The following is a 22,839-nucleotide window of genomic DNA, read 5'->3' as shown; positions in this document are numbered from 1 at the left end:
GGTGCGATGGGTGCTGGACCAAGCTGATCTGCGGATCCGGCTGCGTGGCGGCGCCGTCGGCGTCGGTGGTGAGATCAGTCTGGTCCTGACCACCGAGTTGGCCGACCCGGCCAAATGGCTGTCCGGTGGTGAGCTGGTGCTGACCACCGGGATCAGTCTGCCGCCGGCGTCTGCCGACCGGCGGGACTACCTCCGCCGCCTCCACGAAAGTGGCGTCGCCGGTGTGGGATTCGGTATCGGGCTGACCTTCGACGAGGTGCCGGAAGAACTGGTGTCCGCCGCGGAGGAGTTGGGGCTGCCGCTGCTGGAGATTCCGCTGCGGACGCCGTTCGCGGCCGTCGTGCAGCGGGTCAGCTCGCGTATCGCGGCACTGCAGTACGACGCGGTGCTGCGGGCGTCCCGCGCACAGCCGCGAATCACCCGGGCTGTCGTCAGTGGTGGCCCGCAAGAGGTTGCCGCCGAACTGGGGCGAGCGCTGCGCGCCAGCGTGGTGGTGCTGGATCCGTCCGGCACGGTGATCGCTTCCCACCCGCGCAATCTCAACGTCACCACGGTCAACCTGGTGCGTGATGCCATCGAGCCCGGGGCCGCGTCGGCCGTCGCGGTGCTGGCCGAAGGTGTCACCGTCGCGCAGCAGTCCATCCGCGTCGGCGGCCGTTCACACGGGGTGCTCGGCGTGGTCAGTGAAACGGCATTGAGTCCGGTCGATCAGGTGCTGTTGGGCCACGCAAACTCGTTGCTCGCCTTGGATTTCGAGAAACCGGTGCGCTTGAAGGAGGCGCAGCAGCGGCTCAACGAGCAGGCGCTCGGCCTCATCCTCACCGGTGAGGCCAACCTGGAACCGGCCTGGGCGCAACTGTCGCAGGCCGCCGATCACCGGGGCCGGATCAGGGTGCTGGTCGCGCAGGCGGACTCGGACACGAACGCCGACGCCGACACCGCCAACCTGCTCAAGAAGGTGAGCGCGGCGATCCATGAGCAGTTGGACCAGGCGGGTCAACCCGCATTCGTGCACGGCGCCGACACGTGGCTCGCGGTGCTGTTGCCGGGAGCGGAGGCCGAGGAGATCGCCGCTGCCCTGGTGTCCCGGATCGATGCGTCGTTGCGCCGGACCATCCGCCTGGGGCTCAGCGGAATTCAGCCGCTGGCCAAGCTCGCCGAGGCCGTCGACAACGCCCGGTTGGCGGCCTCCGTCGCCGAATGCGGCCGGCCTCCGCTCGAATTCTCGGCGCTGGCCGGCAGCGCGCTGCTGGCATTCGGGGAGAGTCGCGACGTGCTGGTTGCCCTCGGCGCGGCGGTACTGACTCCGGTCCTCGACCACGACGCCGAGTTCGGTTCGGGATTGCTCACCTCGCTGCGTGCATTCCTGGAAGCCAACGGCCACTGGGAATCCGCGGCCGCGGCCGTCGGCGTGCATCGGCACACCATGCGCAAGCGCATCGAGACCGCCGAGGCGCTGCTCGGCGTCGACCTCGCGATCGCCCGGGTCCGCGCCGAACTGCTGCTGGCGATCCTGGCGCGGACGCCGGGCGACTGATCAGCCCACCGGCGCAGGGGAGTGCTGCTCGGTTGCCGCCGCCGTGCGGCGGGGCCGCAGCGGCCACCAGAACCACCGGCCGAGGAGCGCCGCGACGGACGGCGTCATCAATGACCGAACGATCAAGGTGTCGAACAACAATCCGAGTCCGATGGTCGTGCCGGCCTGACCGATGGAGCTCAGATCGCTGGCGGCCATCGACATCATGGTGAAGGCGAACACCAGGCCGGCTGTGGTCACGACACTGCCGGTCTCGCCCATCGAGCGGATGATGCCGGTTTTCAGTCCGGCGCCGATTTCCTCCTGGAACCGGGAGACCAGCAGCAGGTTGTAGTCGGAGCCGACCGCCAGCAGGATGATCAGGCCGAAAACCGGTGCGATCCAGTTCAACTCGAGGCCCAACAGGTTCTGCCACACCAGCACCGAGAGTCCGAACGCCGCACCGAGGGACAGCAGCACGGTGCCGACGATGACCAGCGATGCGACCAGCGCCCGCGTGATGAGCAGCATGACGACGAAGATCAGGGTCAGTGCGGCGGTGCCGACGATCAGCAGGTCGTACTGCGAGCCCGACTGGATGTCTCGATAGATCGCGGCGGTGCCGGCGAGGTAGAACTTGGCACCGGTGAGGGCCGATCCCTTCACCGATTGATGCGCGGTCTCGAGCGTCGGCAGGACCGCGGCGATGCCGTCCGGGGTGGCCGGATCTTCGGCGTGCGTGATGATGAAGCGCGCGGCCTTGCCGTCGGGGGACAGGAACAGCTTGAGGCCGCGCTGAAAGTCCGCATTGGCAAAGGCTTCCGGTGGCAGGTAGAAGTAGTCGCCACTGCGGGACGCGTCGAAGGCCTGGCCCATGGCGCCGGCGGTGTCGGTCATTGCGGACATCTGGGTGATCAGCCCGGAGAAGCTGCTGTGCAATGTGAGCAGCGTGCCGCGCATGGACTCCACCGTCGCGATCATGGGCGGGAACTGGGCCCTCATCTGTGGCAACAGCGCGACCGTGCTGTCCATGTCGGTGCCCAGTGCGGCCATGTCCGAACTGAACGTGTCGACGTTGTCGATGGCGTCGAAGACCGATCTGGTTGCCGCGCAGACCGGGATGTCGCTGCAGTGCTGCTCCCAGTAGAAGTAGTTGCGCAGCGGCCGGGCGAAGTCATCGAAGTCCGCCAGATGGTCGCGCAGTTCGCCCATGGTGATGTGCATTTCGTGCACGTCCGTCGCCAGGTGCCCCGTGGCGCCACTCATCTGGTCCACCAACGCCTGCAGGCGCTTCATCGGTCCGATCAGGCCGCCTAGGTCGTCACTCATCTTCAGGATGTCGCCCATCCGGTCTTTCATGATCCGGAGGTTCTGCTGGATCGGGATGGACTGGGCGCTGACCTGGAAGGGGATGGAGGTGTGTTCGGTCGGCCCGCCGAACGGGCGAGTGATGCTCTGCACCATCGCGATTCCGGGCAACTTGAAGATGTCCTTGGCCAGCTTGTCCAGGATGATCATGTCGGCGCTGTTGCGCATGTCGTGATCCGTCTCGACCATCAGGATGTCGGGATTCATCGTGGCAGCGCTGAAGTGGCGCTCGGCGGCGTCGTATCCGACGTTCGACGGCAGGTCGCGAGGGATGTAGAAGCGGTCGTCGAAGCTCAGTTTCATGCTGGGCATGAACATGATTCCGACGAGCGCGACCAGTAGGGACGCGACGAAGATCGGCGCCGGCCAGCGGACGGTGGCGGTGCCGATGCGTCGCCAGCCCGTGGTCTTGGTCATCCGTTTCGGTTCGAGCAGGCCGCGGCGGGTGGCGACGGCCACCACGGCCGGCGCCGCGGTCAACGCGCCCGCAACGACCACGACGAGCCCCAGGGCGGAGGGGATGCCCAGCGCCTTGAAGTACGACAGCCGTGCCAGGTGCAGGCAGAGCGTCGCGCCGGCGATGGTCAGGCCGGAACCCAGGATGATGTGGGCGGTGCCGCGAAACATGGTGTAGTAGGCGGCTTCCGGGGTCTGTCCGGCTTGGCGGGCCTCGTGGTAGCGGCCCACCAGGAATATGGCGTAGTCGGTTCCCGCGGCGATGGCCAGCGAGGACAGCATGGCGACCACGAATGTCGAGAAGCTCAGCAGACCGTGGTCGCCGAGCAGCGCGACCAGGCCCCTTGCGGTGCCCATCTCGAAACCGACCATCACCAGCACGAGCGCGACAGTGCTCGCGGAGCGGTAGGCCACGGCCAGCATGATGATGATCACGACGCCTGTGACGCCCATCATCGTGAGCATGCTCTTGTCGGCGGCCTCGTTCATGTCGGTGGTCAGTGGCGCCGGCCCCGTCACGTAGACCTTCAGCCCCGGGGGCGGCGTCTGCCGCTCGACGATCTCCCGCACGCGGTCGACCGATTCATTACCCAGCGTGCTGCCCTGGTCGCCGGCGAGATTCAGCTGGACGTACGCCGCCTTGCCGTCGCGGCTCTGCACGCCCGCGGAGGTCAGCGGGTCGCCCCAGACGTCCTGCACGTGTTGTACGTGCGCGGAATCGGCCCGCAGCGCCCGCACCAGGCCGTCGTAGAAGCGGTGGGCCTCGTCGCCGAGTTTCTCGTCGCTTTCGAGGATGACCATTGCGATGCTGTCGGAATCCGACTCGCGGTACGTCGCACCGATCTTCTTGGCGGCGATCAAAGCCGGGGCGTCCTGCGGCGACATCGTCACCGCGTGTTCGCGGGCCACCGACTCGATCTGTGGCACAAGGACATTCAGGGCGACGGTGAGCAGCAGCCAGCCGATGACGATGGGCCAGGCGAACCGCCGGATGAATCGCATGTACGCCGGGCGGGTGTCGTGGTCACTGTTGTTGGCGCTCATGCGTTCTTGACCAGACACGAGGTCTGGGCATCACGCCCGAGGGCGGACTGCTCCTGGCGGGCCTCGCCATCCACGGTGATACGACATCCGAGCCGGTCGCCGTCGCCCTGCGCGACGATGCTCGCGATCGTCGCCGGTGCGGTCGTGGTGATCTCCACGGTCCACGGCAGGGCGGCGAAACTTGCCTGCACCGGCTGGGCGTTCTCATCGAGGTAGTTGACGCTGCCCGCGGTGCCGGTGGGGCCGAAAACCTCATAGACCACATGCTTGACATGCGTCGGCTCGAGTGGCTCGGCAGTGCGGCCGGTGGCGGTGAAGATCGGTTCGGAGCCGAACGCGCCGCGCAGTTGCGTGACTGCCGTCGCGCCCAGCGCGACGGCGACCACGGTCACCGCAGGCACCCAGATTCTCGCCAGGACAGGTGGCATCGTTGTCTCCCCTCACAGCGCACGACGCAGGCTGTAGCCCGTGGACGCGCAATATGCGATACCCCTCGGGGTATTGAATCAAGCCAAACGTACCATACCCCCTAGGGTATGGCTGTCAGTGTGAGATCTCCGACAAGTTCGTTGGCGCATACCCCAGGGGGCATGCTATGAAGGAATGGTACGAGCCGCGGCGGAGAGCCTGATCGGATCGAATCGCCAAGGAGCACAACATGGCTCACCGGCTCGATCATCCGCGCGGCCACCGGAGGGAGTGAATCATGTGCCAGGCCAAGCGTTGTTCGCAATGCGGCAAGACCACCTGGTCGGGCTGTGGGATGCACGTCGACGCCGTCAAGGCCACGGTACCCGCCGGCCAGTGGTGCGACGGGCACCCCAAATCCGATCGACCGTCCCGCATGAAGTTCTGGAGGTAGGAACGTGAAAGACACGAAGCTCGTCATCCTCGGCGCCGGTATCGGCGGTCTGTCGGTCATCAAGGAACTCGCCGAATCCGGAGTGGCCCTTGACGATCTCGACCTGACCATCGTCGACGAGGACTTCTCGCACTTCCTAGGCTTCACCCTGCCCTGGGTACTGCGCGGTTGGCGCGAGGAGGGCAGCGTGCCCATCGAGCCCACGGTCTCCGCCCTGCGCGGCGTCAACACCGTCACCGGGACCGTTGCCGACATCGATCATTCGGCTCGCGTCGTGACGCTGGCCGACGGCGACGAGATCGGGTTCGACGCATTGATCATCGCCACCGGTGCCCGCAACGTCATCGACAAGGTGCCGGGGCTGCGTGATTCCGTCGATGCCGGGTCCGCTGTGCACTACTACAGCGCCGAGGCTGCCGCGGCCGCGCACGCCGCGTTGCAGCAGTTCTCCGGTGGCAGGCTCGTCTTCCTGGTCACCTCGTTGCCGTACCGCTGTCCGGTCGCCCCCTACGAGGGTGCGCTGCTGGCCGCGGACCTGTTGCGGGACAACGGTCACCGGGAGGCCACCGACATCGCGGTGTACACCCCGGAGAAGCAGCCCATGCCCTCGGCAGGGCCGTACGCCGGGCTGGAACTGGTGGAGATGCTGGGCGCCAACGACATCGGCTTCCATGGCGAGCATGCCGTCGAGCGCATCGACGCCGAGCACAAGGTGATCCACTTCGCCGACGGCACCGCCACCGAGTTCGATCTCCTGGTGTTCGTCCCGCCCCACGAGCCGGCCGTGACGATCGACGGCGCGGGTTGGATCACCGTCGACGCCGAGATGGCCACCGGGTACCCGGGCATCTTCGCCATCGGTGACGCGGCCGCCGTGACCGCCGAGTCGGGGCGACCGCTGCCCAAGGCGGCGATCTTCGCGAAGAACGGGGCGAGGGCGGCGGCCCGCAACGCGCTGCGCTACCTCGGGCGGGTCGGCGACGGTGCGGCGATGTCGGGCGAGGGCTACTGCTACATCGACGTCGGCGGCCATGTCTCGGCGCAGGGCAAGGGCAACTTCTTTGCGACGCCGCACCCGACGATCCATCTGACCGAGCCGTCCGAACTGCTCCACCGCGACAAGCAGACCGAAGAGAACGAGTGGCGGGCGCTGTGGGAGCGCGCTGCCGTCCCGGCCGGCCGCTGATACCCTGAGGGGTATAGCGGGCTCGGACCGTGAACCAAGGAAAGGCAGGTGCGACATGGTCGGCGATGAAGAGGCCATGGCCGCCGTTCTGGCCCGGTTGCGCCGCGCGCAGGGACAGCTGGCCGGTGTCATCTCGATGATCGAGCAGGGCCGCGAATGCAAGGACATCGTCACGCAGCTCGCGGCGGTGTCGAAGGCACTCGACCGGGCGGGATTCAAGATCGTCGCCACGGGCCTCCGCGAGTGCCTGGCCGGCAACGCCGCGGAGGGCCGTGACCCGATGACCGAGGCCGAGTTGGAGAAGCTGTTCCTGTCGCTGGCGTGAGGCCGGCTCAGTGGGCCGGCCGCTTGATGATGGTGAGCGACTGGTCGATCTTCTTGAACTTGGTGAAAGTGTCTGCGGGAACGCCGAACACGGCGCCGAGAACATCGGGCGGCAGCTTGCTGATGGACGCTCCGATGCCGATGTCGTCTTCGCCCTCCTGGGTGCTGGCGTTGAACACGATCAGCAGACTCAGATTCTGGGTGCCCTTGTTCTCGAAGTAGTGCAGTGAGCCCTGCGGCGCGAACACCACGTCGCCGACGTTGGCCTCGAACTGCTCGGAGTGCCCCATCGGATCGAGCAGGGTCCAGGTCGCCACACCGCTGGTGATGACATTGATCTCCCAGGCGCTGGGGTGCCAGTGCGGTTCCCGGATGCCACCGGGCTCCAGGGTGACCATCACCACGCTGGCTTCCTGTCCGGTGAGTATCGGCCAATTGCCTTCGTAGGCTTGGCGCAGCGTGCCGCCCTCGAACTGGGTGGGCGCCAGGGCGCCGAGGTGGAACATGTGCGGCTGTGCCGTGTTCAGCTCGGCCGGGATGCGCGGGTTGCCGAACCGGGCGGCGTTGTCGGTCATGGTGTTTTCCTGAGTTTCCTTGCGGGGCAGAGGGGTTGAGAACGCGCGGTCGGCGCCGGCGCCGGCGATCGCCGCAACCCCGACTGCGCCCGCACCGCCGAGCATCGTCCGTCGATTGATCATCATGTGGACAGATTCACCGGCGTCCGGGCCGTTGTCGTCAGCGCTGGCACCCAACCGCGTCTTCCTGCTGGCTGCAATACGGAATTGATGCCTGCGGTAGCGACTTTTGCCTGGTCAGGGCCGACGATTGAGGCAGTCCGAAAGCGGACGAGCCCTTCGACAGAAAGCGCACCGATCATGAAGAACCCGATCAAGTTCATCGCTCCCGCAATGGCCGTGGCCGGTATTGCCGGTGCCCTCCTGCTGGCGCCGATCGCCAGCGCCGACACCGATCCGCTGATCCCCAACGGAACCGACCCGCACTCGTCGTACGTGTTGGGCGAGCACTTCTCCAACCATGACGAGGCCAACCAGAGCGCCGGCTACCTGGATACGTCGTTCTGATCCCCGCCGAACCGGCACGGCTCCGTCCGCCACCCACCTCGGGTGGCGGACGGAGCCGTTTCTGGATGTGTCAGAAGCGCCGGACGAAATCCAGTGCGGTGGCGGCGACGTCGCGCCACCCACTGTCGATGACGAGGGAGTGGCCGCGTCCCGGGATTTCGACGATCTCGGTGACGTTCGGGTTCTTCTGCTGCCGCTTGTACGACGCGTTGGCGATGGCCCACGGCACGGTGTGGTCCTTCTCGCCCGAGATGATCAGCAGCGGACCACGTTCCGGATTCCGGGTGTCGACCTTGGCCTCGGTGCTCGAATGGAAGTTGGCGGTGGCGGCCTGGAACAGCGGCAGGCCCGAGCCGGCGACCGAGTAGTTCTCGTACAGCTTTGCCGACTCCTCTTCGGACACGGCATTGCCGAACCCGAACCGGAACTGCTTGGGGGTCAAGGCGACCGCGCGGTCACGGTTGAGCGGGTTGCCGAGGACGGGGAACGCCGAGCGCAGGGCCGCGATCGGCAGCGGCAGCACGCCGCGGAACGGCGCGGGATCGATCGCGACCGCGACCTTGGCCAGGCCGAGGCCCGCCAGCTTCTGGGTGATCAATCCGCCGAACGAGTGGCCGATGACGATCGGCTTGCGGTCGAGTGCGCCGATGACGTCGACGTAGTGCTGCGTGATGTCACCGATGCTCTTGCGGGCGAACACCGACGGATCGCGACGGGCGTCCTCCACTGTCGCCGGATCGTCGGGCCAACCGGGGGCGAGGGTCACGAAACCCTGTTCCTCGAACAACGTCCGCCAGCTGTCCCAGCTGTTCGGCAGCAGCCACAGGCCGTGTACGAACACGACGGGCTGCCGTCCGGTGCGGTTGGCGCGGTCGATGTCGGCCTGTTCGGTCCGGGTGATGGTCATGGCGTCTCCTCAAAGTAGAAAGAACGGTCGTTCTGCCTCTGTAACCGGCGACGCGCGGGATGTGTTCCCGAAATCAGAAAGAACGTTCTAGCTCGCGAGTACGCTGGGGTCATGGACAGTGCCGAAGCGGCTCTGCGACCACGCGAGCGGCTGCTGCGGGTCGCGGCGGAGCTGTTCTATCGCGAAGGAATCCACGCCGTCGGCGTCGACCGGATACTCGCCGCGGCGGGCGTCACGCGCGCCACCATGTACCGCCACTTCAAGGGCAAGGAAGGGCTCGTCGAGGCGTACCTCGGGCTCGAGGACGAGACCATCCGCGGCTACTTCCGCGACGCCGCGGCCACCGCCGGCCCGGATGCCGACATGCTCGAGCTGGTGATCGACGGCATCGCCGAAGACATCGCGAGGTACCACACCCGCGGTTGTCCGTTCATCAACGCCGCCGCCGAGTACCCCGCGCCGGACAGTCCGGTGCGGCAACTCATCGCCCGGCACCGCAACTGGTTTCGCGGTGCGCTGCAGGACGCGGCCGGCGCTTGCGACGACGCCGAGCAGGTCGCGGCATCGCTCGTGCTGCTGCGGGACGCCGCGCTGGTCGGCGGATACCTCGACGGAATCGACTCGACCCAGACCGCCTTCGTCCGGGCCGCCCGGCAGGCCGCGGGTATCTCTCGGTGATGCGCGGCCTGTTGCCCACCTAATACCCATGCCCAACCCGTAAGCTCGATTGTGTGCAGCGACGGATCATGGGAATCGAGACCGAGTTTGGCGTGACCTGCACTTTTCATGGTCACCGCCGGCTCAGCCCTGACGAGGTAGCGCGGTATCTGTTCCGGCGAGTGGTGTCGTGGGGCCGCAGTTCCAACGTCTTCTTGCGAAACGGTGCACGCCTGTACCTCGATGTGGGCAGCCACCCCGAGTACGCGACCGCCGAATGCGACAACCTCGCGCAGCTGGTCACCCACGATCGCGCGGGTGAGCGCGTGCTCGAAGATCTGCTGGTCGACGCCGAGCAGCGGCTCGCCGACGAGGGCATCGGCGGCGACATCTACCTGTTCAAGAACAACACCGACTCGGCGGGCAACTCCTACGGCTGCCACGAGAACTACCTGATCGTGCGGGCCGGGGAGTTCTCCCGGATTTCGGACGTGCTGTTGCCGTTCCTGGTCACCCGCCAGCTGATCTGCGGCGCGGGCAAGGTGCTGCAGACGCCGAAGGCCGCGACGTTCTGTCTGAGCCAGCGCGCCGAGCACATCTGGGAGGGTGTCTCCAGCGCGACCACCAGGTCACGGCCCATCATCAACACCCGCGACGAGCCGCACGCCGACGCCGAGAAGTACCGCCGGTTGCACGTCATCGTCGGCGACTCCAACATGTGCGAGTCCACCACCATGCTCAAGGTGGGCAGCGCCTCGCTGGTGCTGGAGATGATCGAGGCGGGCGTGCCGTTCCGGGACTTCTCGCTGGACAACCCGATCCGGGCCATCCGTGAGGTCAGCCATGACCTGACCGGCCGGCGCGCCGTGCGGCTGGCGGGCGGGCGGCAGGCCTCGGCGCTGGACATCCAGCGCGAATACCATTCGCGCGCCGTCGATTACCTGCAGACCCGCGAGCCCAACGTGCAGCTCGAGCAGGTCGTCGACCTGTGGGGCCGCCAGCTCGACGCCGTCGAGAGCCAGGACTTCGCCAAGGTCGACACCGAGATCGACTGGGTGATCAAGCGGAAGTTGTTCCAGCGCTACCAGGATCGCTACAGCATGGAGCTGTCCGACCCCAAGATCGCGCAGCTGGACCTGGCCTACCACGACATCAAGCGCGGACGCGGCGTGTTCGATCTGTTGCAGCGCAAGGGCCTGGCCGCCCGCGTCACCACCGACGAGGAGATCGACGCGGCGGTCAACACCCCGCCGCAAACCACCCGGGCCAAGCTGCGCGGCGAATTCATCACCGCCGCACAGGAAGCCGGGCGCGACTTCACCGTCGACTGGGTGCACCTGAAGCTCAACGACCAGGCGCAACGCACGGTGCTCTGCAAGGACCCGTTCCGGTCGGTCGACGAGCGGGTGAACCGGCTGATCGCCAGCATGTGACGGGCGCGTCCGTCACCGCGGGCGCGCCGGTAACCGGGTGGCGCACAGCAACCACTTAGTCTGTTGGACGTGGCGACGTCCAAGGTTGAGCGGTTGATGAACCTCGTCATTGCGCTCCTGTCCACCCGTAGCTACCTGTCCGCAGAGCAGATCCGGGCCAACGTCACGGGCTACCAGGACCCGCCGACCGACGAGGCGTTCTCCCGGATGTTTGAGCGCGACAAGAACGAGCTGCGCGACCTCGGCATCCCACTGGAGACCGGGCGCGCCTCGATGATGGACGTCAATGACGGCTACCGCATCAACCGCACCGCCTACGAGCTGCCGCCCGTCGAGCTGACGGGCGACGAGCGCGCCGTCGTCGCGATCGCCACCCAGCTGTGGGAATCGCAGGAGATGGTCACCGCCACGCAGAGCGCGCTGCTCAAGCTGCGGGCCGCGGGCGTGGACGTCGACGCGCCCGACGCGGGCGTCGCGATCACCACCGGAACCACGCAGGGGCTGCGCGGTTCCGAGGAGGCCCTGGGAATTCTGTTGTCGGCCATCGACTCCGGCCGTGCCGTGCAGTTCGCGCACCGTCCCAATCGGAGTTCGCCGTACGTCGACCGCACCCTCGAGCCCTGGGGCGTGGTCACCTACCGCGGCCGGTGGTACGTCGTCGGTCACGACCGCGACCGCAACGACGCGCGCACCTTCCGGGTGTCGCGCATCGCCGGTGAGGTGCGCGCCGTCGGACCCGACCACGCCGTCACCCGGCCCGAGGGCGTCAACCTGCGGGACATCGTGCACCGTGCGGTCTCCGAGTGGCCGGCCGGCGAGCAGGCCCGGATCTGGGTCGCCGAGGGGCGGGCGACGGCGTTGCGCCGGCAGGCCGTCAGCTCCTCACCCAGCACGCGCGGCGGGCGCAGCGGCGACGAGATCGTCGTCGACATCGGCATGGTCGACCGGCTGGCCCGGGAGATCGCCGGCTACGGCGCCGACGCGGTCGCGCTGGAGCCGAAATCTTTGCGGGACAACGTGATCGGACGGTTGCGTGCGCAGGCGGGGGAGAGCCTTCACAAGTGAGCAACGTATCCACCCGCCTCGTGCGGCTGTTGAACATGGTCCCGTATTTCCAGGCCAATCCGCGGGTCAGCCACACCAAGGCCGCCGCTGATCTGGGCGTGACACGCAAGCAGCTGGAAGCCGACCTCTGGCAGCTGTTCGTCTGCGGGCTGCCCGGCGGAGGCCCCGGGGAACTGATCGACCTCGACTTCGAGGGCGACACCATCGAGGTGATCTTTTCCGCGGGCATGGACCGCGCACTGCGGCTGACGTCGCCGGAGGCCACCGGTGTGCTGATGGCGCTGCGCGCGCTGGTCGACGTACCCGGTGTGGTGGATCCCGACGTGGCGCGCAGCGTGATCGCCAAGATCGAGGCCGCTGCCGGGACCGCCGGCGCGACGGCCGCGGCGGTGCCGGCCCCGGACGTCACCGGCGACGTCGAGAACAAGGCGACGGCGACGGTGCGGGCCGCGGTGCGCGACAAGCGGGCGTTGTCCCTCGAGTACTACTCCGCTTCGCACGACACCGTCTCGCAGCGCGTCGTCGACCCGATCCGGGTGGCCCTGATCGGTGACCACAGCTACCTCGAGGCGTGGTGCCGCACCGCCGAGGGGGTGCGGCTGTTCCGCTTCGACCGCGTCGTCGACGCCACCGCGCTGGACGAACCCGCCGCGCCGCCGGCACCCGCGGTGCAGGCCGGACCGGACACGTCGCTGTTCTCCGCGGAGACCGCGGACCCGACACTCCCGGTGGCGACGCTGCTGATCGACGAGTCCGCGGCGTGGATGTTCGACTACTACCCGCTGGCGGTGCAGCGCGAGATTCCCGACGGCAGCTGGGAAGCCACCATGAGTTACGCGTCGACCGACTGGATGGCCCGGTTCGTCCTCGGTTTCGGTTCGGCGGTCCGCGTGCTGGACCCGCCCGAACTCGCCGACCGCGTGCGGGAGTCCGCGGTAGCGGCGCTGGCGGCGTATGAACCCGGCCCTGGCGAGTAGACTCGGCCTCAACTTCTGGAGGTGACCCAAATTGGGCGGTTTGCAACCGTGGCACTGGTTGATCGTCATCGCGGTGTTCGTGCTGCTCTTCGGCGCGAAGAAGCTGCCGGACGCCGCGCGTTCGCTCGGTAAGTCGATGCGCATCTTCAAGTCCGAGTTGAAGGAGATGCAGTCGGACGGTACGACGGAGCAGCAGCCTGCGCCGCGTCCCATCACTGCTGAGCGCGTCGAGAACCCGGCACCCGCACCGCAGGCGGCGCCGGACGCCGCGGACAAGCACCCGGCCTGACCTTTGCCGTGATCCCGCCGCGGGCCCAGCGCACGCGGCGGTCGGCGTCTTTCACACTCACGTGCCAGTAACCGCAATTTTCCGAAAGCTCGACCCGCGCCGCCGACGGTCGCGGGTCAATCCTGACGGCACCATGTCGCTCGTCGATCACCTCGAGGAGCTCCGGACCCGGCTGCTGATCGCGGTCATCGCGGTCCTGTTGACGACCGTCGTCGGCTTTCTCTGGTACGGCCACAGCTTCTTCGGATTCCCCAGCCTCGGTGACTGGCTGCGCGGCCCGTACTGCTCGCTGCCGGCGTCGTCGCGGGCATCCATTGCGCCGGACGGGGAGTGCCGGCTGTTGGCCACCGCGCCCTTCGACCAGTTCATGCTGCGTCTGAAGGTCGGTATGGCGGCGGGCATCATCCTGGCCTGCCCGGTGTGGCTCTACCAGATCTGGGCGTTCATCACCCCGGGCCTCTACAAGAAGGAACGGCGCTTCGCGTCGTTGTTCGTCGGCGTCGGCGCGCTGCTGTTCGTGTCCGGTTCGATCTTGGCCTACGTGGTGCTGTCCACGGCCCTGTCGTTCCTGTTGACCGTCGGCAGCGACGTACAGATCACCGCGCTGTCCGGTGAGCAGTACTTCGGCTTCCTGATCAACCTGCTGATCGTGTTCGGCATCAGCTTCGAGTTCCCGCTGCTGATCATCATGCTGAACCTGGTCGGGGTGCTCACCTACGAGAAGCTCAAGGCCTGGCGCCGCGGGCTGATCTTCGGCCTGTTCGTGTTCGCGGCGTTCGTGACGCCCGGCTCCGATCCGTTCTCGATGCTGGCACTGTCGCTCGCGCTCACCGTGCTGCTGGAGATGTCGATCCAGGTGGCGCGGCTGCACGACCGGCGCAAGGCCCGGCGCGAGGCCGAGCTCGAAGCCCAGGCCGTTCCCGACGACGAGGCCGCCCCGATCGGGTCGGTCGAGCCCATCGATGCGCCGGCTGCCGTGCCCACCCCGACCCGGCTGACCATCGATGACGACGCCACCTGACCCGCAGGACGTGACTCCGGCCGAACCGGGGCCACAGCTCCGCGACTTCGCCGCCGGTCTGTCGTTCACGCTTGACCCGTTCCAGACCGAGGCCTGCGTGGCGCTCGAGAACGGGCGCGGCGTCCTGGTGTGCGCCCCGACCGGCGCCGGCAAGACCGTCGTCGGCGAATTCGCGGTACATCTGGCGCTGGCGGCCGGGCGCAAGTGCTTCTACACCACCCCGATCAAGGCGCTGAGCAACCAGAAGCACAACGATCTCGTGGCCCGCTACGGCGCCGAACGTATCGGCCTGCTCACCGGTGACCAGGCGATCAACGGTGACGCCGACATCGTCGTGATGACCACCGAAGTGCTGCGCAACATGCTGTACGCCGATTCGCACGCGCTGCACGGCCTGGCGTACGTCGTGATGGACGAGGTCCACTTCCTGGCCGACCGCATGCGCGGCGCGGTGTGGGAGGAAGTGATCCTGCACCTGCCCGACGAGGTCCGGCTGGTCAGCCTGTCGGCGACCGTGAGCAACGCCGAGGAGTTCGGCGGCTGGATTCAGACGGTTCGCGGTGACACGACCGTCGTCGTCGACGAACACCGCCCGGTGCCGCTGTGGCAGCACATGCTCGTCGGCAAGCGGCTGTTCGATCTGTTCGACCTGTCGAAGGGGACATCGGGAGCCAAGGGCAAGGCGCGCGTCGACCCGGAGTTGTTGCGGCACATCGCGCATCGCCGCGAGGCGGACCGGCTGATGGACTGGCAGCCCCGCGGGCGCGGCCGCGACGGGCACCGGGGCCGGCCTGCCATGTACCGGCCACCGAGCCGTCCCGACGTCATCGGCACGCTCGACCAGGCCGGCCTGCTGCCGGCCATCACGTTCGTGTTCTCCCGCGCCGGGTGCGACGCCGCGGTCAAACAGTGTCTGCGGTCCGCGGTGCGGCTGACCAACAAGGCCGAGCGCGAGCGGATCGCCGAGATCGTCGACCGGCGCTGCGCCGATCTGGCCGAGTCCGATCTGGCGGTGCTCGACTACCACGAGTGGCGCGAAGGCCTGCTGCGCGGCCTGGCTGCCCACCACGCCGGCTTGCTGCCGGTGTTCCGGCACACCGTCGAGGAGCTGTTCACGGCCGGCCTGGTGAAGGCCGTCTTCGCCACGGAGACACTGGCTTTGGGCATCAACATGCCCGCCCGCACCGTGGTGCTGGAACGGCTGGTCAAGTACAACGGCGAGCAGCATGCCCCGTTGACGCCGGGGGAGTACACGCAGCTGACCGGCCGCGCCGGGCGCCGCGGCATCGACGTCGAGGGCCACGCCGTGGTGCTGTGGCACGCCACCGACGAGATGGCCGATCCGGCCCAGGTCGCCGGCCTGGCGTCGACCCGAACGTTCCCGCTGCGCAGTTCCTTTGCGCCGTCGTACAACATGACTATCAACCTGGTGCAGCACATGACGCCGGCTGCGGCGCACCGGCTGCTCGAGCAGTCGTTCGCGCAGTACCAGGCCGACCGGTCGGTCACCGGGCTGGTGCGCGGCATCAGGCGCGGTGAGCGGATGCTCGCCGAGATCGCAGCCGAGCAGGGGGACGACTGGGAGTCGGTGCTCGAGTACGCCCGGCTGCGGGCGCGCATCACCGAACGCGAACGGGCGCAATCCCGGGCCGGTCGCCTGACGCGGCGCAAGGGCATCAACGACGCGCTGGCCGCGCTGAAGCGTGGCGACGTCATCGCCATCGGCCTGGGCCGCCGCAGCGGGCTGGCCGTGGTGCTGGAGCCGGCGTACGACGCAGACGATCCCCGCCCGCTGGTGCTGACCGAACACCGTTGGGCGGGAAGGATTTCCGCGGCCGACTACGCGGGGACGTCGCAGCGCCTGGGCAGCATGTCGCTGCCCAAGCGGGTGGAACACCGGCAACCCAAGGTGCGCCGTGACCTGGCGTCGGCCCTGCTGTCGGCGGCCGAAGCGCTCGACGTGCCGTCGGTGCGGCGCAGTCGCGGATCCGCCGAGGCGACGCCGGACATCGACCCGGAGCTGGCCGGCCTGCGGGAACAGATGCGCCGTCACCCCGCGCACCAACTGCCCGACCGCGAGGCCAGAGTGCGCGCCGCCGAGCGCTACCTGCGCATCGAACGCGACAACGACCAGACCCAGCAGAAGGTCGCGGCGGCCACCAACTCCCTGGCCCGCACCTTCGACCGCATCGTGTCGCTGTTGAGCGAGCGGGGCTTCATCGAAGGCGCCGAAGGCGAGCCGGCGGTGACCGAAGACGGACGGCTGCTGGCCCGGATCTACAGCGAGAGTGACCTTCTGGTCGCCGAATGCCTGCGCGGCGGGGTGTGGGATGACCTGAACCCTGCCGAACTGGCTGCCGTCGTCTCGGCGGTGCTGTTCGAATCGCGCGGTGACGGCCCGTCGGTACCGCCGGGCTCCGAGCAGGTCACCGACGAGGTGCGACGGGCACTGGCCAAGACCCGCAGGTTGTGGACCGACATCCGGGGCGACGAGCGCCGGCACCGGTTGCCGTTCAGCAGGGAACCCGACGCCGGGTTCGCCGCGGCGATGTACAGCTGGGCGACCTATGGCGACCTGACCGCGGCGCTGTTGATGTCCGACAACGGCAACGGAAATGCGCTTCCCGCAGGTGATTTCGTGCGGTGGTGCCGTCAGGTGCTGGACCTGCTGGACCAGGTGCGGCTCGCTGCGCCGGCGCCGCAGCTGAGGGTCACGGCCAAACGTGCCATCGGGGCCGTGCGTCGCGGCGTCGTCGCCATCGACACCATGTGACCTGCCGCGCCTCAGGCCAGGCCGAGATCCAGCCAGTCGTCGACCATGAACCGGTCGCCGCGCGCCACGATGGTGGCGCCGCCATGGCCGGCGTAGTGCGCCGGCACCACGGCCGCCCGGCGCCGCGATGCCTCGGTGAACACCCGCTTGCGGGTGACGGTCGCCTCGGCCGCGTCGACGTCGAAAGCGCACGGATCATCCGGCCGGGGAATCTGGATCGGACAGTGCGTCAGGTCGCCGACGAACACCGCCGGCTTGCCGGCATCGAGCCACAGCACCGACGATCCGGGCGTGTGGCCGGGGGCCGGGCGCAGCCACACCGAGTCACTCAGCTGATGGTCGCCGGAGAACTGCACGGTCTGGTCGGCCACCGGGATGACGCTGTCCTCGAACACCGTTCGCATCTCGTCGGTGGTCTCGGGGTTGTCGGGCGCGAAGAACCGGTAGTCGGCCTCCGGCATCAGGTAGCGGGCGTTGGGGAAGGTGGGCACCCAGGCGCCGTCGACCAGTTGGGTGTTCCAGCCGACGTGATCGGTGTGCAGGTGCGTGTTGAGGACGACGTCGACGTCGGCCGGGTCGATGCCCGCGGCCCGCATGTTGTCGAGGAATGGCGTGTCGAGGTGGTCGAGCGGCAGCATGTGCGGCCGGTGCCGGTCATTGCCCGCGCCGGTGTCGATGACGATGGTCAGCCCGTCCACCTGCAGCACCCAGCTCTGGATCGCGATCCGGAACAGGTCGGTCTCGGGGTTCCAGAATCGCGGCGCCAGCAGCTCGGCCTCGGCGTGCCAGGCCTCCGGCGGTGTCGACGGCCACAGCGTGGTGGGGATTTGCACCTGGGTTTCCGCGACGCGCGTCAAGACGGCGTTGCCGAGCCGGATTCGGTCCGTCATACCGCGAGACTAAGGCCGGCCGTGCCAGGTGATGCCCAGACACGCGCCCCGCGTGCGGGTCATCCAGGAACGGTGACACCGGTAGTGTGGTTGACCAGCAGCTCGGATGACGTCCGGGCAGTAGAGCACCGAGGGAGAGACGATGAGCGGTCCAGAGGGAACTGATCCGTCACAGCAGTGGCAAGGTCAGCAGCCCGCTTGGGGTCAGCCGGCGTCCGGCGCCGAGCAGCCGACCACTGCCGCCCCGGCGTGGGGGCAGCAGCCGGCCTACAACCCGGAGCAGTACCAGCAGCAGTACCCGGCGGTGCAGCCGGGCGCCGCGCAGCCTGGGGCACAGCAGGTTCCGGGCTACCCCCAGCAGCAGTACCCCGGTTACCCGCAGCAGGGTTACCCGCAGCAGGGCGCCTACGGTCAGCCGCAGTACGGCCAGCCGGGTCAGTACGGTCAGCCCCAGTACGGCCAGCCGGGTCAGTACGGCCAGCCGCAGTTCGGTGAGGGTGCCGCGGGTCAGCAGTTCGACCAGCAGTTCGGCGCCCCGGCTGCCAAGAAGGCCAGCAGCAAGACGCTGATGATCATCGGTGGGGTCGTGGCCGCGGTTGTCGTCGCGGTCGTCGGTGTCCTCGGTTTCCTGTGGCCGGGCTTCTTCGTCACCACCAAGCTCGACATCAACGCCGCGCAGTCGGGCGTGCAGAAGATTCTGACCGACGAGACCAACGGCTACGGCGCCAAGAACGTCAAGGACGTCAAGTGCAACAATGGCACCGACCCTGAGGTCAAGTCCGGGCAGACGTTCGACTGCGACGTGAACATCGACGGCACCAAGCGCACCGTCAAGGTCACCTTCAAGGACGACAAGGGCACCTACGAGGTCGGCCGCCCGAAGTAGTTCCACTCAACTCTCACCAGGCCCAGGCCGGAACCTCTACGTCATATGTGACACGAGGGTTCCGGCCTGAGTCGTTTACGCCGTCGAGCGTGCGGCTGGATCGCCCCACCGAGCAGATCTGCGATCTGACGGCACACTCGTCGCATGAACCGGCGGATTACAGCTTGTCGAGCGCCTTCTGCAGCCGCGCGATGGAATTGGTGATGCCGTACTTTCCGGCCAGGTCGGCCACGCGCTGCGGGTCGCGGGCCGCGAGCGGCAGGGCGTCGGACTCCGTCGACAGGGACACCGGCGCATCGGTCGCGACGAGGACGACGGGCAGCGCGGCCGTGATGTAGTCCGCCGCGGCCAGGATTTTCTTGCGTTGCGCCGCAGCCATTTTGGAGGTCGGGTCCTGGGCGGCCGCCTCGATGGCGGCCAGTGAACCGTAGGTCTGCAGCAGGGTTGCCGCCGTCTTCTCGCCGATGCCGGCGACGCCCGGCAGACCGTCGGACGCGTCGCCGCGCATCAGGGCGAGTTCGGCGTATGCCGCGCCCGCGCGATCCAGCGGGACGCCGTAGGTCCCGGCGACCTCGGCAGGCCCGTACAGCACCGCCTTGGCCAGGCCGCGGCCGATATAGAACACCCTGATTCCAGGTCCGTCATCACTGGCCAGCTGCAGCAGGTCGCGGTCACCGCTCACCACGATCGCGGGGTCGGTCTGTTCCCGGGTCGCCAGCGTGCCCAGCACGTCGTCCGCCTCGAAACCTGGTGCGCCCGCGGTGGCGATGCCGAAAGCGTCGAGCAGCTCCATGATCACGGCGACCTGGGGTGTCAGATCGTCGGGCACCTCCTCGATATCGGGCTCGCCGTCCGGGTTCTCCTCGAGCACGCGGTGCGCCTTGTAGGACGGGATCAGGTCGACGCGCCACTGCGGCCGCCAATCCAGATCCAGGCACACCACCAGGCGGCCGGGACGGTGCTGGGTGACCAGGGCCGCGATGTTGTCGATGAAGCCGCGGACCGCGTTGACGGGGCGGCCGTCCGGCGCGGTGATCGAGGACGGCACCCCGAAGTACGACCGGAACCACATGCTGGCTCCGTCGAGCAGGAGGATCGGCTGGTTCATGCTCAGGCCCGCCTGTCGCGGATGTCGGTCGGCATCGCACTAGCCTATTGCTATGCGGGCGAGCGAAGTGACGGGGAATGTGACAGCAGGTCGATTCAACACCGACGTCTATGCCGCGCGTCTGCGCTCGGCCGCCGCGGCCGCCCAGGCCGCCGGCCTGGCGGGACTCGTCATCACCCCGGGGTACGACCTCCGGTATCTGGTGGGGTCGCGGGCGCAGACATTCGAGCGGTTGACGGCACTCGTGGTGCCCGCCGACGGTTCGACGCCGACGGTCGTGGTGCCGCGGCTGGAACTGGCGTCGCTGAAGGAGTCGGCGATCCTGGAACTGGGCCTGGCGGTGCAGGATTGGGTCGACGGCGACGACCCCTACGCGCTGGTCGCCGCGGCGCTGCCGGGCAGTGCCGTCGCGGTGACCGACGCGATGCCCGCGCTGCACCTGCTGCCGCTGGCATCGGTGCTCGGCGCGGTGCCGGTACTCGCCACCGACGTGCTGCGGCAGTTGCGAATGATCAAGGACGCCAGTGAGATCGACGCCCTGACGAAGGCGGGCGCAGCCATCGACCGCGTCCACGCGCGGGTGCCCGAATTCCTGAAGCCGGGCCGCACCGAGGCCGACGTCGCCGCGGACATCGCCGAAGCGATTGTCGCCGAAGGGCATTCGGAGGTGGCATTCATCATCGTCGGCTCCGGACCGAACGGTGCCGACCCGCACCATGAATGCTCGGACCGTGAATTGCAGGTGGGGGACATCGTCGTCGTCGACATCGGCGGGCCCGTCGAGCCCGGCTACAACTCGGACTGCACCAGGACCTACAGCATCGGCGAGCCCGATCCCGCGGTGGCACAACAGTATTCGGTGCTGCAGCGGGCGCAGGCCGCGGCGGTGGCCGCGGTCCGGCCCGGGATGACGGCCGAGCAGATCGACGCCGCGGCCCGCGACGTGCTGGCCGCCGAAGGGCTGGCCGAGGTGTTCGTCCACCGCACCGGTCACGGCATCGGCCTTTCGGTCCACGAGGAGCCGTACATCGTGGCGGGCAACGCATTGCCGCTCGAGCCCGGCATGGCGTTCAGCGTCGAGCCCGGTGTGTACTTCGCCGGGCACTGGGGCGCCCGGATCGAGGACATCGTCGTCGTCACCGACGACGGCTGTGTGTCGATGAACAACCGGCCGCACGATCTGGTGGTTGTCCCGGTTTCGTAGCGGGCTGTTGTCAAGATCGGCTAAGAAAGCCAAGATCGAGGCCATGGCTGAAATCCGCCGTGGCCGCACGGGACGTGCCGCCAAGCTGGCAACCCTTCCTGCCGGGATCGCGGGCCGCGCCGTCCTGGGCGTCGGCAAGCGCATGGCCGGCAAGTCGAAAGAGGACGTCAACGCCGAGCTCGTCGAGAAGGCCGCCGAACAGCTCTTTCAGGTGCTGGGGGAGCTCAAGGGCGCGGCCATGAAGCTGGGGCAAGCACTTTCGGTCATGGAGGCCGCGATCCCGCCGGCGTATGCCGAGCCCTACCGCGAGGCCCTGACCAAGCTCCAGAGCGACGCCCCGCCGCTGCCCGCCGAAAAGGTGCACCGCGTGCTCGATGCCCAGCTGGGCACCAAGTGGCGTGAGCGTTTCCAGTCGTTCGACGACACGCCCGTCGCCTCCGCCAGCATCGGGCAGGTGCACAGCGCGGTGTGGAGCGACGGCCGCCGCGTTGCGGTCAAGGTGCAGTATCCGGGCGCCGATGAGGCCGTGCGCGCCGACCTCAAGACGCTGCGCATGCTGACCACACTGTTCAAGCAGGTGGTTCCGGGCGCCGACGTCAAGAGCATCATCGACGAGCTCATCGAGCGCACCGAGGAGGAACTGAACTACCGCATCGAGGCGGACTATCAGCGGGCGTTCGCCAAGGCCTTCGCGGGGGACCCGCAGTTCTACGTCCCGGCGGTCGTCGCGTCGTCACCGAAGGTCGTCATCACCGAATGGATGGAGGGCCGCAAGCTCTCCGAGATCATCGCGGGTGGCACGGAAGACGAACGCAACCGGTGCGCGCACCTGCTGCTGGAGGTCACCATCAGTGCTCCGTACCGCTGCGGGCTGCTCCACGTGGACACCCATCCCGGCAATTTCATGCTGCTCGACGACGGCCGGTTCGGTGTCATGGACTTCGGTGCCGTTGCGGTTCACGAAGGCGGTCTGCCGCGCGCGACCGGCCCCATCCTGCGGCTCGCGCGCGACGAGAAGTGGGAGGAGATGACGGCGTATCTGCGCGAGGAAGGCTTCATCCCCGCCGGGGCCACCGTCTCGCACGAAGAGATCAACGCTTATCTGCTGCCGTACATCGAGCCGTTGCGCCACGAGAGCTTCCACTTCAGCCGCAGATGGCTGCAGGGCATCGCCGCCACCGCCGCGGACATCCGCAGCGAGCAGTTCGCCGCCACTTTCAAGACCAGCCGCCAGCTGAATCTGCCGCCCAACTATCTGATGATGTTCCGGGTGCTCGGCGGTCTACTCGGGATTGCCGCACAGCTGGACGCGACCATCAACTACGCCGAGATCGTCGACAAGTGGGTGCCCGGCTTTCACGAGGACTGAAGATCGCGCGGTAACTCCGGAGTCGTTGCGGCTGGTGGAACACCTTGCTGGGCAAGATGTTTGACCTCATTGGTCACTTTCGGCACAGGCGTCCCAAACTGCGGAAACTTGTCGGTGATTCGAACTAGTGTTCGATGTATGGGATTGACCGATCCGGCCGCTGTCGAGGAGGCGTACGCCGCCTACGAGGCGGCGCATGCGCGGCTCGCGGCCTTGGACTACACCGGTCTGGATGTGCCGACATTGTTGGAGTTGCAGTCCCGCCGGGAAACGTTGAGGTGTGCGGCCGAGGCCGTCGATCACCAAATTTTGGCGGCCGCACAGACCCAGGCCACGGCCAAAGACATCGGGGCCAAGGATTGGCCTGAGGTGTTGCATGTGCGGTTGCGGATCAGCCGGGAGGAGGCCCGCCGGAGGGTGCG

20 protein-coding genes and 1 pseudogene are annotated in these 22,839 nt (G+C 67.9%); 15 read left to right on the top strand and 6 right to left on the bottom strand.

The annotated features are described in order from the left end of the window. Window position 1: 1 nt before the first annotated feature. Window positions 2–1,537: a PucR family transcriptional regulator gene (locus ACJH6H_RS23685; RefSeq protein ID WP_212814859.1), complete on the top strand. Its 1,536-nt coding sequence runs from the start codon at window positions 2–4 to the stop codon at window positions 1,535–1,537. Here ACJH6H_RS23685 and ACJH6H_RS23680 read toward each other — a convergent pair whose 3' ends face one another. Both ACJH6H_RS23680 and ACJH6H_RS23675 read right to left on the bottom strand, forming a co-directional pair. Further along, window positions 1,538–4,384 (bottom strand): RND family transporter, encoded by a 2,847-nt coding sequence (locus ACJH6H_RS23680; RefSeq protein ID WP_212811978.1) that lies wholly within the window; start codon window positions 4,382–4,384, stop codon window positions 1,538–1,540. After that, complete coding sequence (locus ACJH6H_RS23675; RefSeq protein ID WP_212811977.1) at window positions 4,381–4,812, bottom strand: MmpS family transport accessory protein; 432 nt, start codon at window positions 4,810–4,812, stop codon at window positions 4,381–4,383. The genes ACJH6H_RS23680 and ACJH6H_RS23675 overlap by 4 nt, the downstream gene beginning before the upstream one ends. Window positions 4,813–5,250: 438 nt before the next feature. Between ACJH6H_RS23675 and ACJH6H_RS23670 the strand changes: the two genes are divergently transcribed. Next, the gene (locus tag ACJH6H_RS23670) at window positions 5,251–6,432 is read left to right on the top strand and encodes an NAD(P)/FAD-dependent oxidoreductase (RefSeq protein ID WP_212811976.1); all 1,182 of its coding nucleotides are present in this window, start codon (window positions 5,251–5,253) and stop codon (window positions 6,430–6,432) included. Between the two features lie 55 nt (window positions 6,433–6,487). After that, a complete protein-coding gene (locus tag ACJH6H_RS23665; protein WP_212811975.1) occupies window positions 6,488–6,757 on the top strand; it encodes a metal-sensitive transcriptional regulator in 270 nt (89 codons plus the stop codon). Window positions 6,758–6,764: 7 nt separating this feature from the next. Here ACJH6H_RS23665 and ACJH6H_RS23660 read toward each other — a convergent pair whose 3' ends face one another. Further along, a complete protein-coding gene (locus tag ACJH6H_RS23660; RefSeq protein WP_212811974.1) occupies window positions 6,765–7,457 on the bottom strand; it encodes a cupin domain-containing protein in 693 nt (230 codons plus the stop codon). 174 nt (window positions 7,458–7,631) lie between these two features. On the opposite strand from ACJH6H_RS23660, the gene ACJH6H_RS23655 reads away from it, so the two are divergent. Beyond that, window positions 7,632–7,838 carry a hypothetical protein gene (locus ACJH6H_RS23655; protein ID WP_212811973.1) on the top strand — a complete coding sequence of 69 codons (207 nt, stop codon included), beginning with the start codon at window positions 7,632–7,634 and terminating at the stop codon, window positions 7,836–7,838. A 70-nt stretch (window positions 7,839–7,908) separates the two neighbouring features. On the opposite strand, the gene ACJH6H_RS23650 is transcribed toward ACJH6H_RS23655, so the two are convergent. Continuing rightward, on the bottom strand, window positions 7,909–8,745 hold the full coding sequence (locus ACJH6H_RS23650; RefSeq protein WP_212811972.1) for an alpha/beta hydrolase: 837 nt from the start codon (window positions 8,743–8,745) through the stop codon (window positions 7,909–7,911). Between the two features lie 111 nt (window positions 8,746–8,856). On the opposite strand from ACJH6H_RS23650, the gene ACJH6H_RS23645 reads away from it, so the two are divergent. The 7 genes from ACJH6H_RS23645 to ACJH6H_RS23615 all read left to right on the top strand — a co-directional run bounded on the left by ACJH6H_RS23645 (window position 8,857) and on the right by ACJH6H_RS23615 (window position 16,960). Further along, entirely contained in the window at window positions 8,857–9,423 is a 567-nt protein-coding gene (locus tag ACJH6H_RS23645; RefSeq protein ID WP_212811971.1) for a TetR/AcrR family transcriptional regulator, read from the top strand. 53 nt (window positions 9,424–9,476) lie between these two features. Then, the gene (gene pafA / locus ACJH6H_RS23640; RefSeq protein WP_212811970.1) at window positions 9,477–10,835 is read left to right on the top strand and encodes a Pup--protein ligase; all 1,359 of its coding nucleotides are present in this window, start codon (window positions 9,477–9,479) and stop codon (window positions 10,833–10,835) included. 69 nt (window positions 10,836–10,904) lie between these two features. Next, window positions 10,905–11,900, top strand: a complete 996-nt coding sequence (locus ACJH6H_RS23635; protein WP_212811969.1) for a YafY family protein — start codon at window positions 10,905–10,907, stop codon at window positions 11,898–11,900. Continuing rightward, window positions 11,897–12,877 (top strand): YafY family protein, encoded by a 981-nt coding sequence (locus ACJH6H_RS23630; RefSeq protein ID WP_212811968.1) that lies wholly within the window; start codon window positions 11,897–11,899, stop codon window positions 12,875–12,877. Before ACJH6H_RS23635 ends, ACJH6H_RS23630 begins: the two co-directional genes overlap by 4 nt. 31 nt (window positions 12,878–12,908) lie before the next feature. Beyond that, a complete protein-coding gene (gene tatA / locus ACJH6H_RS23625) occupies window positions 12,909–13,166 on the top strand; it encodes a Sec-independent protein translocase subunit TatA (RefSeq protein ID WP_020100720.1) in 258 nt (85 codons plus the stop codon). 133 nt (window positions 13,167–13,299) lie between these two features. After that, window positions 13,300–14,187: a twin-arginine translocase subunit TatC gene (gene tatC, locus ACJH6H_RS23620; RefSeq protein WP_244872591.1), complete on the top strand. Its 888-nt coding sequence runs from the start codon at window positions 13,300–13,302 to the stop codon at window positions 14,185–14,187. Then, the gene (locus tag ACJH6H_RS23615) at window positions 14,171–16,960 is read left to right on the top strand and encodes an RNA helicase (RefSeq protein WP_346415711.1); all 2,790 of its coding nucleotides are present in this window, start codon (window positions 14,171–14,173) and stop codon (window positions 16,958–16,960) included. Before tatC ends, ACJH6H_RS23615 begins: the two co-directional genes overlap by 17 nt. An 11-nt stretch (window positions 16,961–16,971) precedes the next feature. Here ACJH6H_RS23615 and ACJH6H_RS23610 read toward each other — a convergent pair whose 3' ends face one another. Beyond that, entirely contained in the window at window positions 16,972–17,850 is an 879-nt protein-coding gene (locus ACJH6H_RS23610) for an MBL fold metallo-hydrolase (protein ID WP_318985930.1), read from the bottom strand. A gap of 142 nt (window positions 17,851–17,992) precedes the next feature. Between ACJH6H_RS23610 and ACJH6H_RS23605 the strand changes: the two genes are divergently transcribed. Continuing rightward, a complete protein-coding gene (locus tag ACJH6H_RS23605; RefSeq protein WP_212811964.1) occupies window positions 17,993–18,736 on the top strand; it encodes a DUF4333 domain-containing protein in 744 nt (247 codons plus the stop codon). A 157-nt stretch (window positions 18,737–18,893) separates the two neighbouring features. On the opposite strand, the gene ACJH6H_RS23600 is transcribed toward ACJH6H_RS23605, so the two are convergent. Beyond that, on the bottom strand, window positions 18,894–19,844 hold the full coding sequence (locus ACJH6H_RS23600; RefSeq protein ID WP_212811963.1) for a 5'-3' exonuclease: 951 nt from the start codon (window positions 19,842–19,844) through the stop codon (window positions 18,894–18,896). Window positions 19,845–19,896: 52 nt separating this feature from the next. Here ACJH6H_RS23600 and ACJH6H_RS23595 point away from each other — a divergent pair, with 52 nt between their 5' ends. From ACJH6H_RS23595 to ACJH6H_RS23585, 3 genes and pseudogenes are all read left to right on the top strand, one after another. Then, entirely contained in the window at window positions 19,897–21,048 is a 1,152-nt protein-coding gene (locus ACJH6H_RS23595) for a M24 family metallopeptidase (RefSeq protein WP_406775933.1), read from the top strand. Between the two features lie 43 nt (window positions 21,049–21,091). After that, window positions 21,092–22,417 (top strand): AarF/ABC1/UbiB kinase family protein, encoded by a 1,326-nt coding sequence (locus ACJH6H_RS23590; RefSeq protein ID WP_212811962.1) that lies wholly within the window; start codon window positions 21,092–21,094, stop codon window positions 22,415–22,417. A gap of 138 nt (window positions 22,418–22,555) precedes the next feature. Continuing rightward, window positions 22,556–22,839, top strand: a pseudogene (locus tag ACJH6H_RS23585) (HNH endonuclease); the annotation flags it as partial.

Source organism: Mycobacterium sp. SMC-21, assembly GCF_045310825.1.
GTDB lineage: Bacteria > Actinomycetota > Actinomycetes > Mycobacteriales > Mycobacteriaceae > Mycobacterium.
Note: the sequence above shows the minus strand (reverse complement) of the source record. Positions and strands in the feature narration are given on the sequence as shown.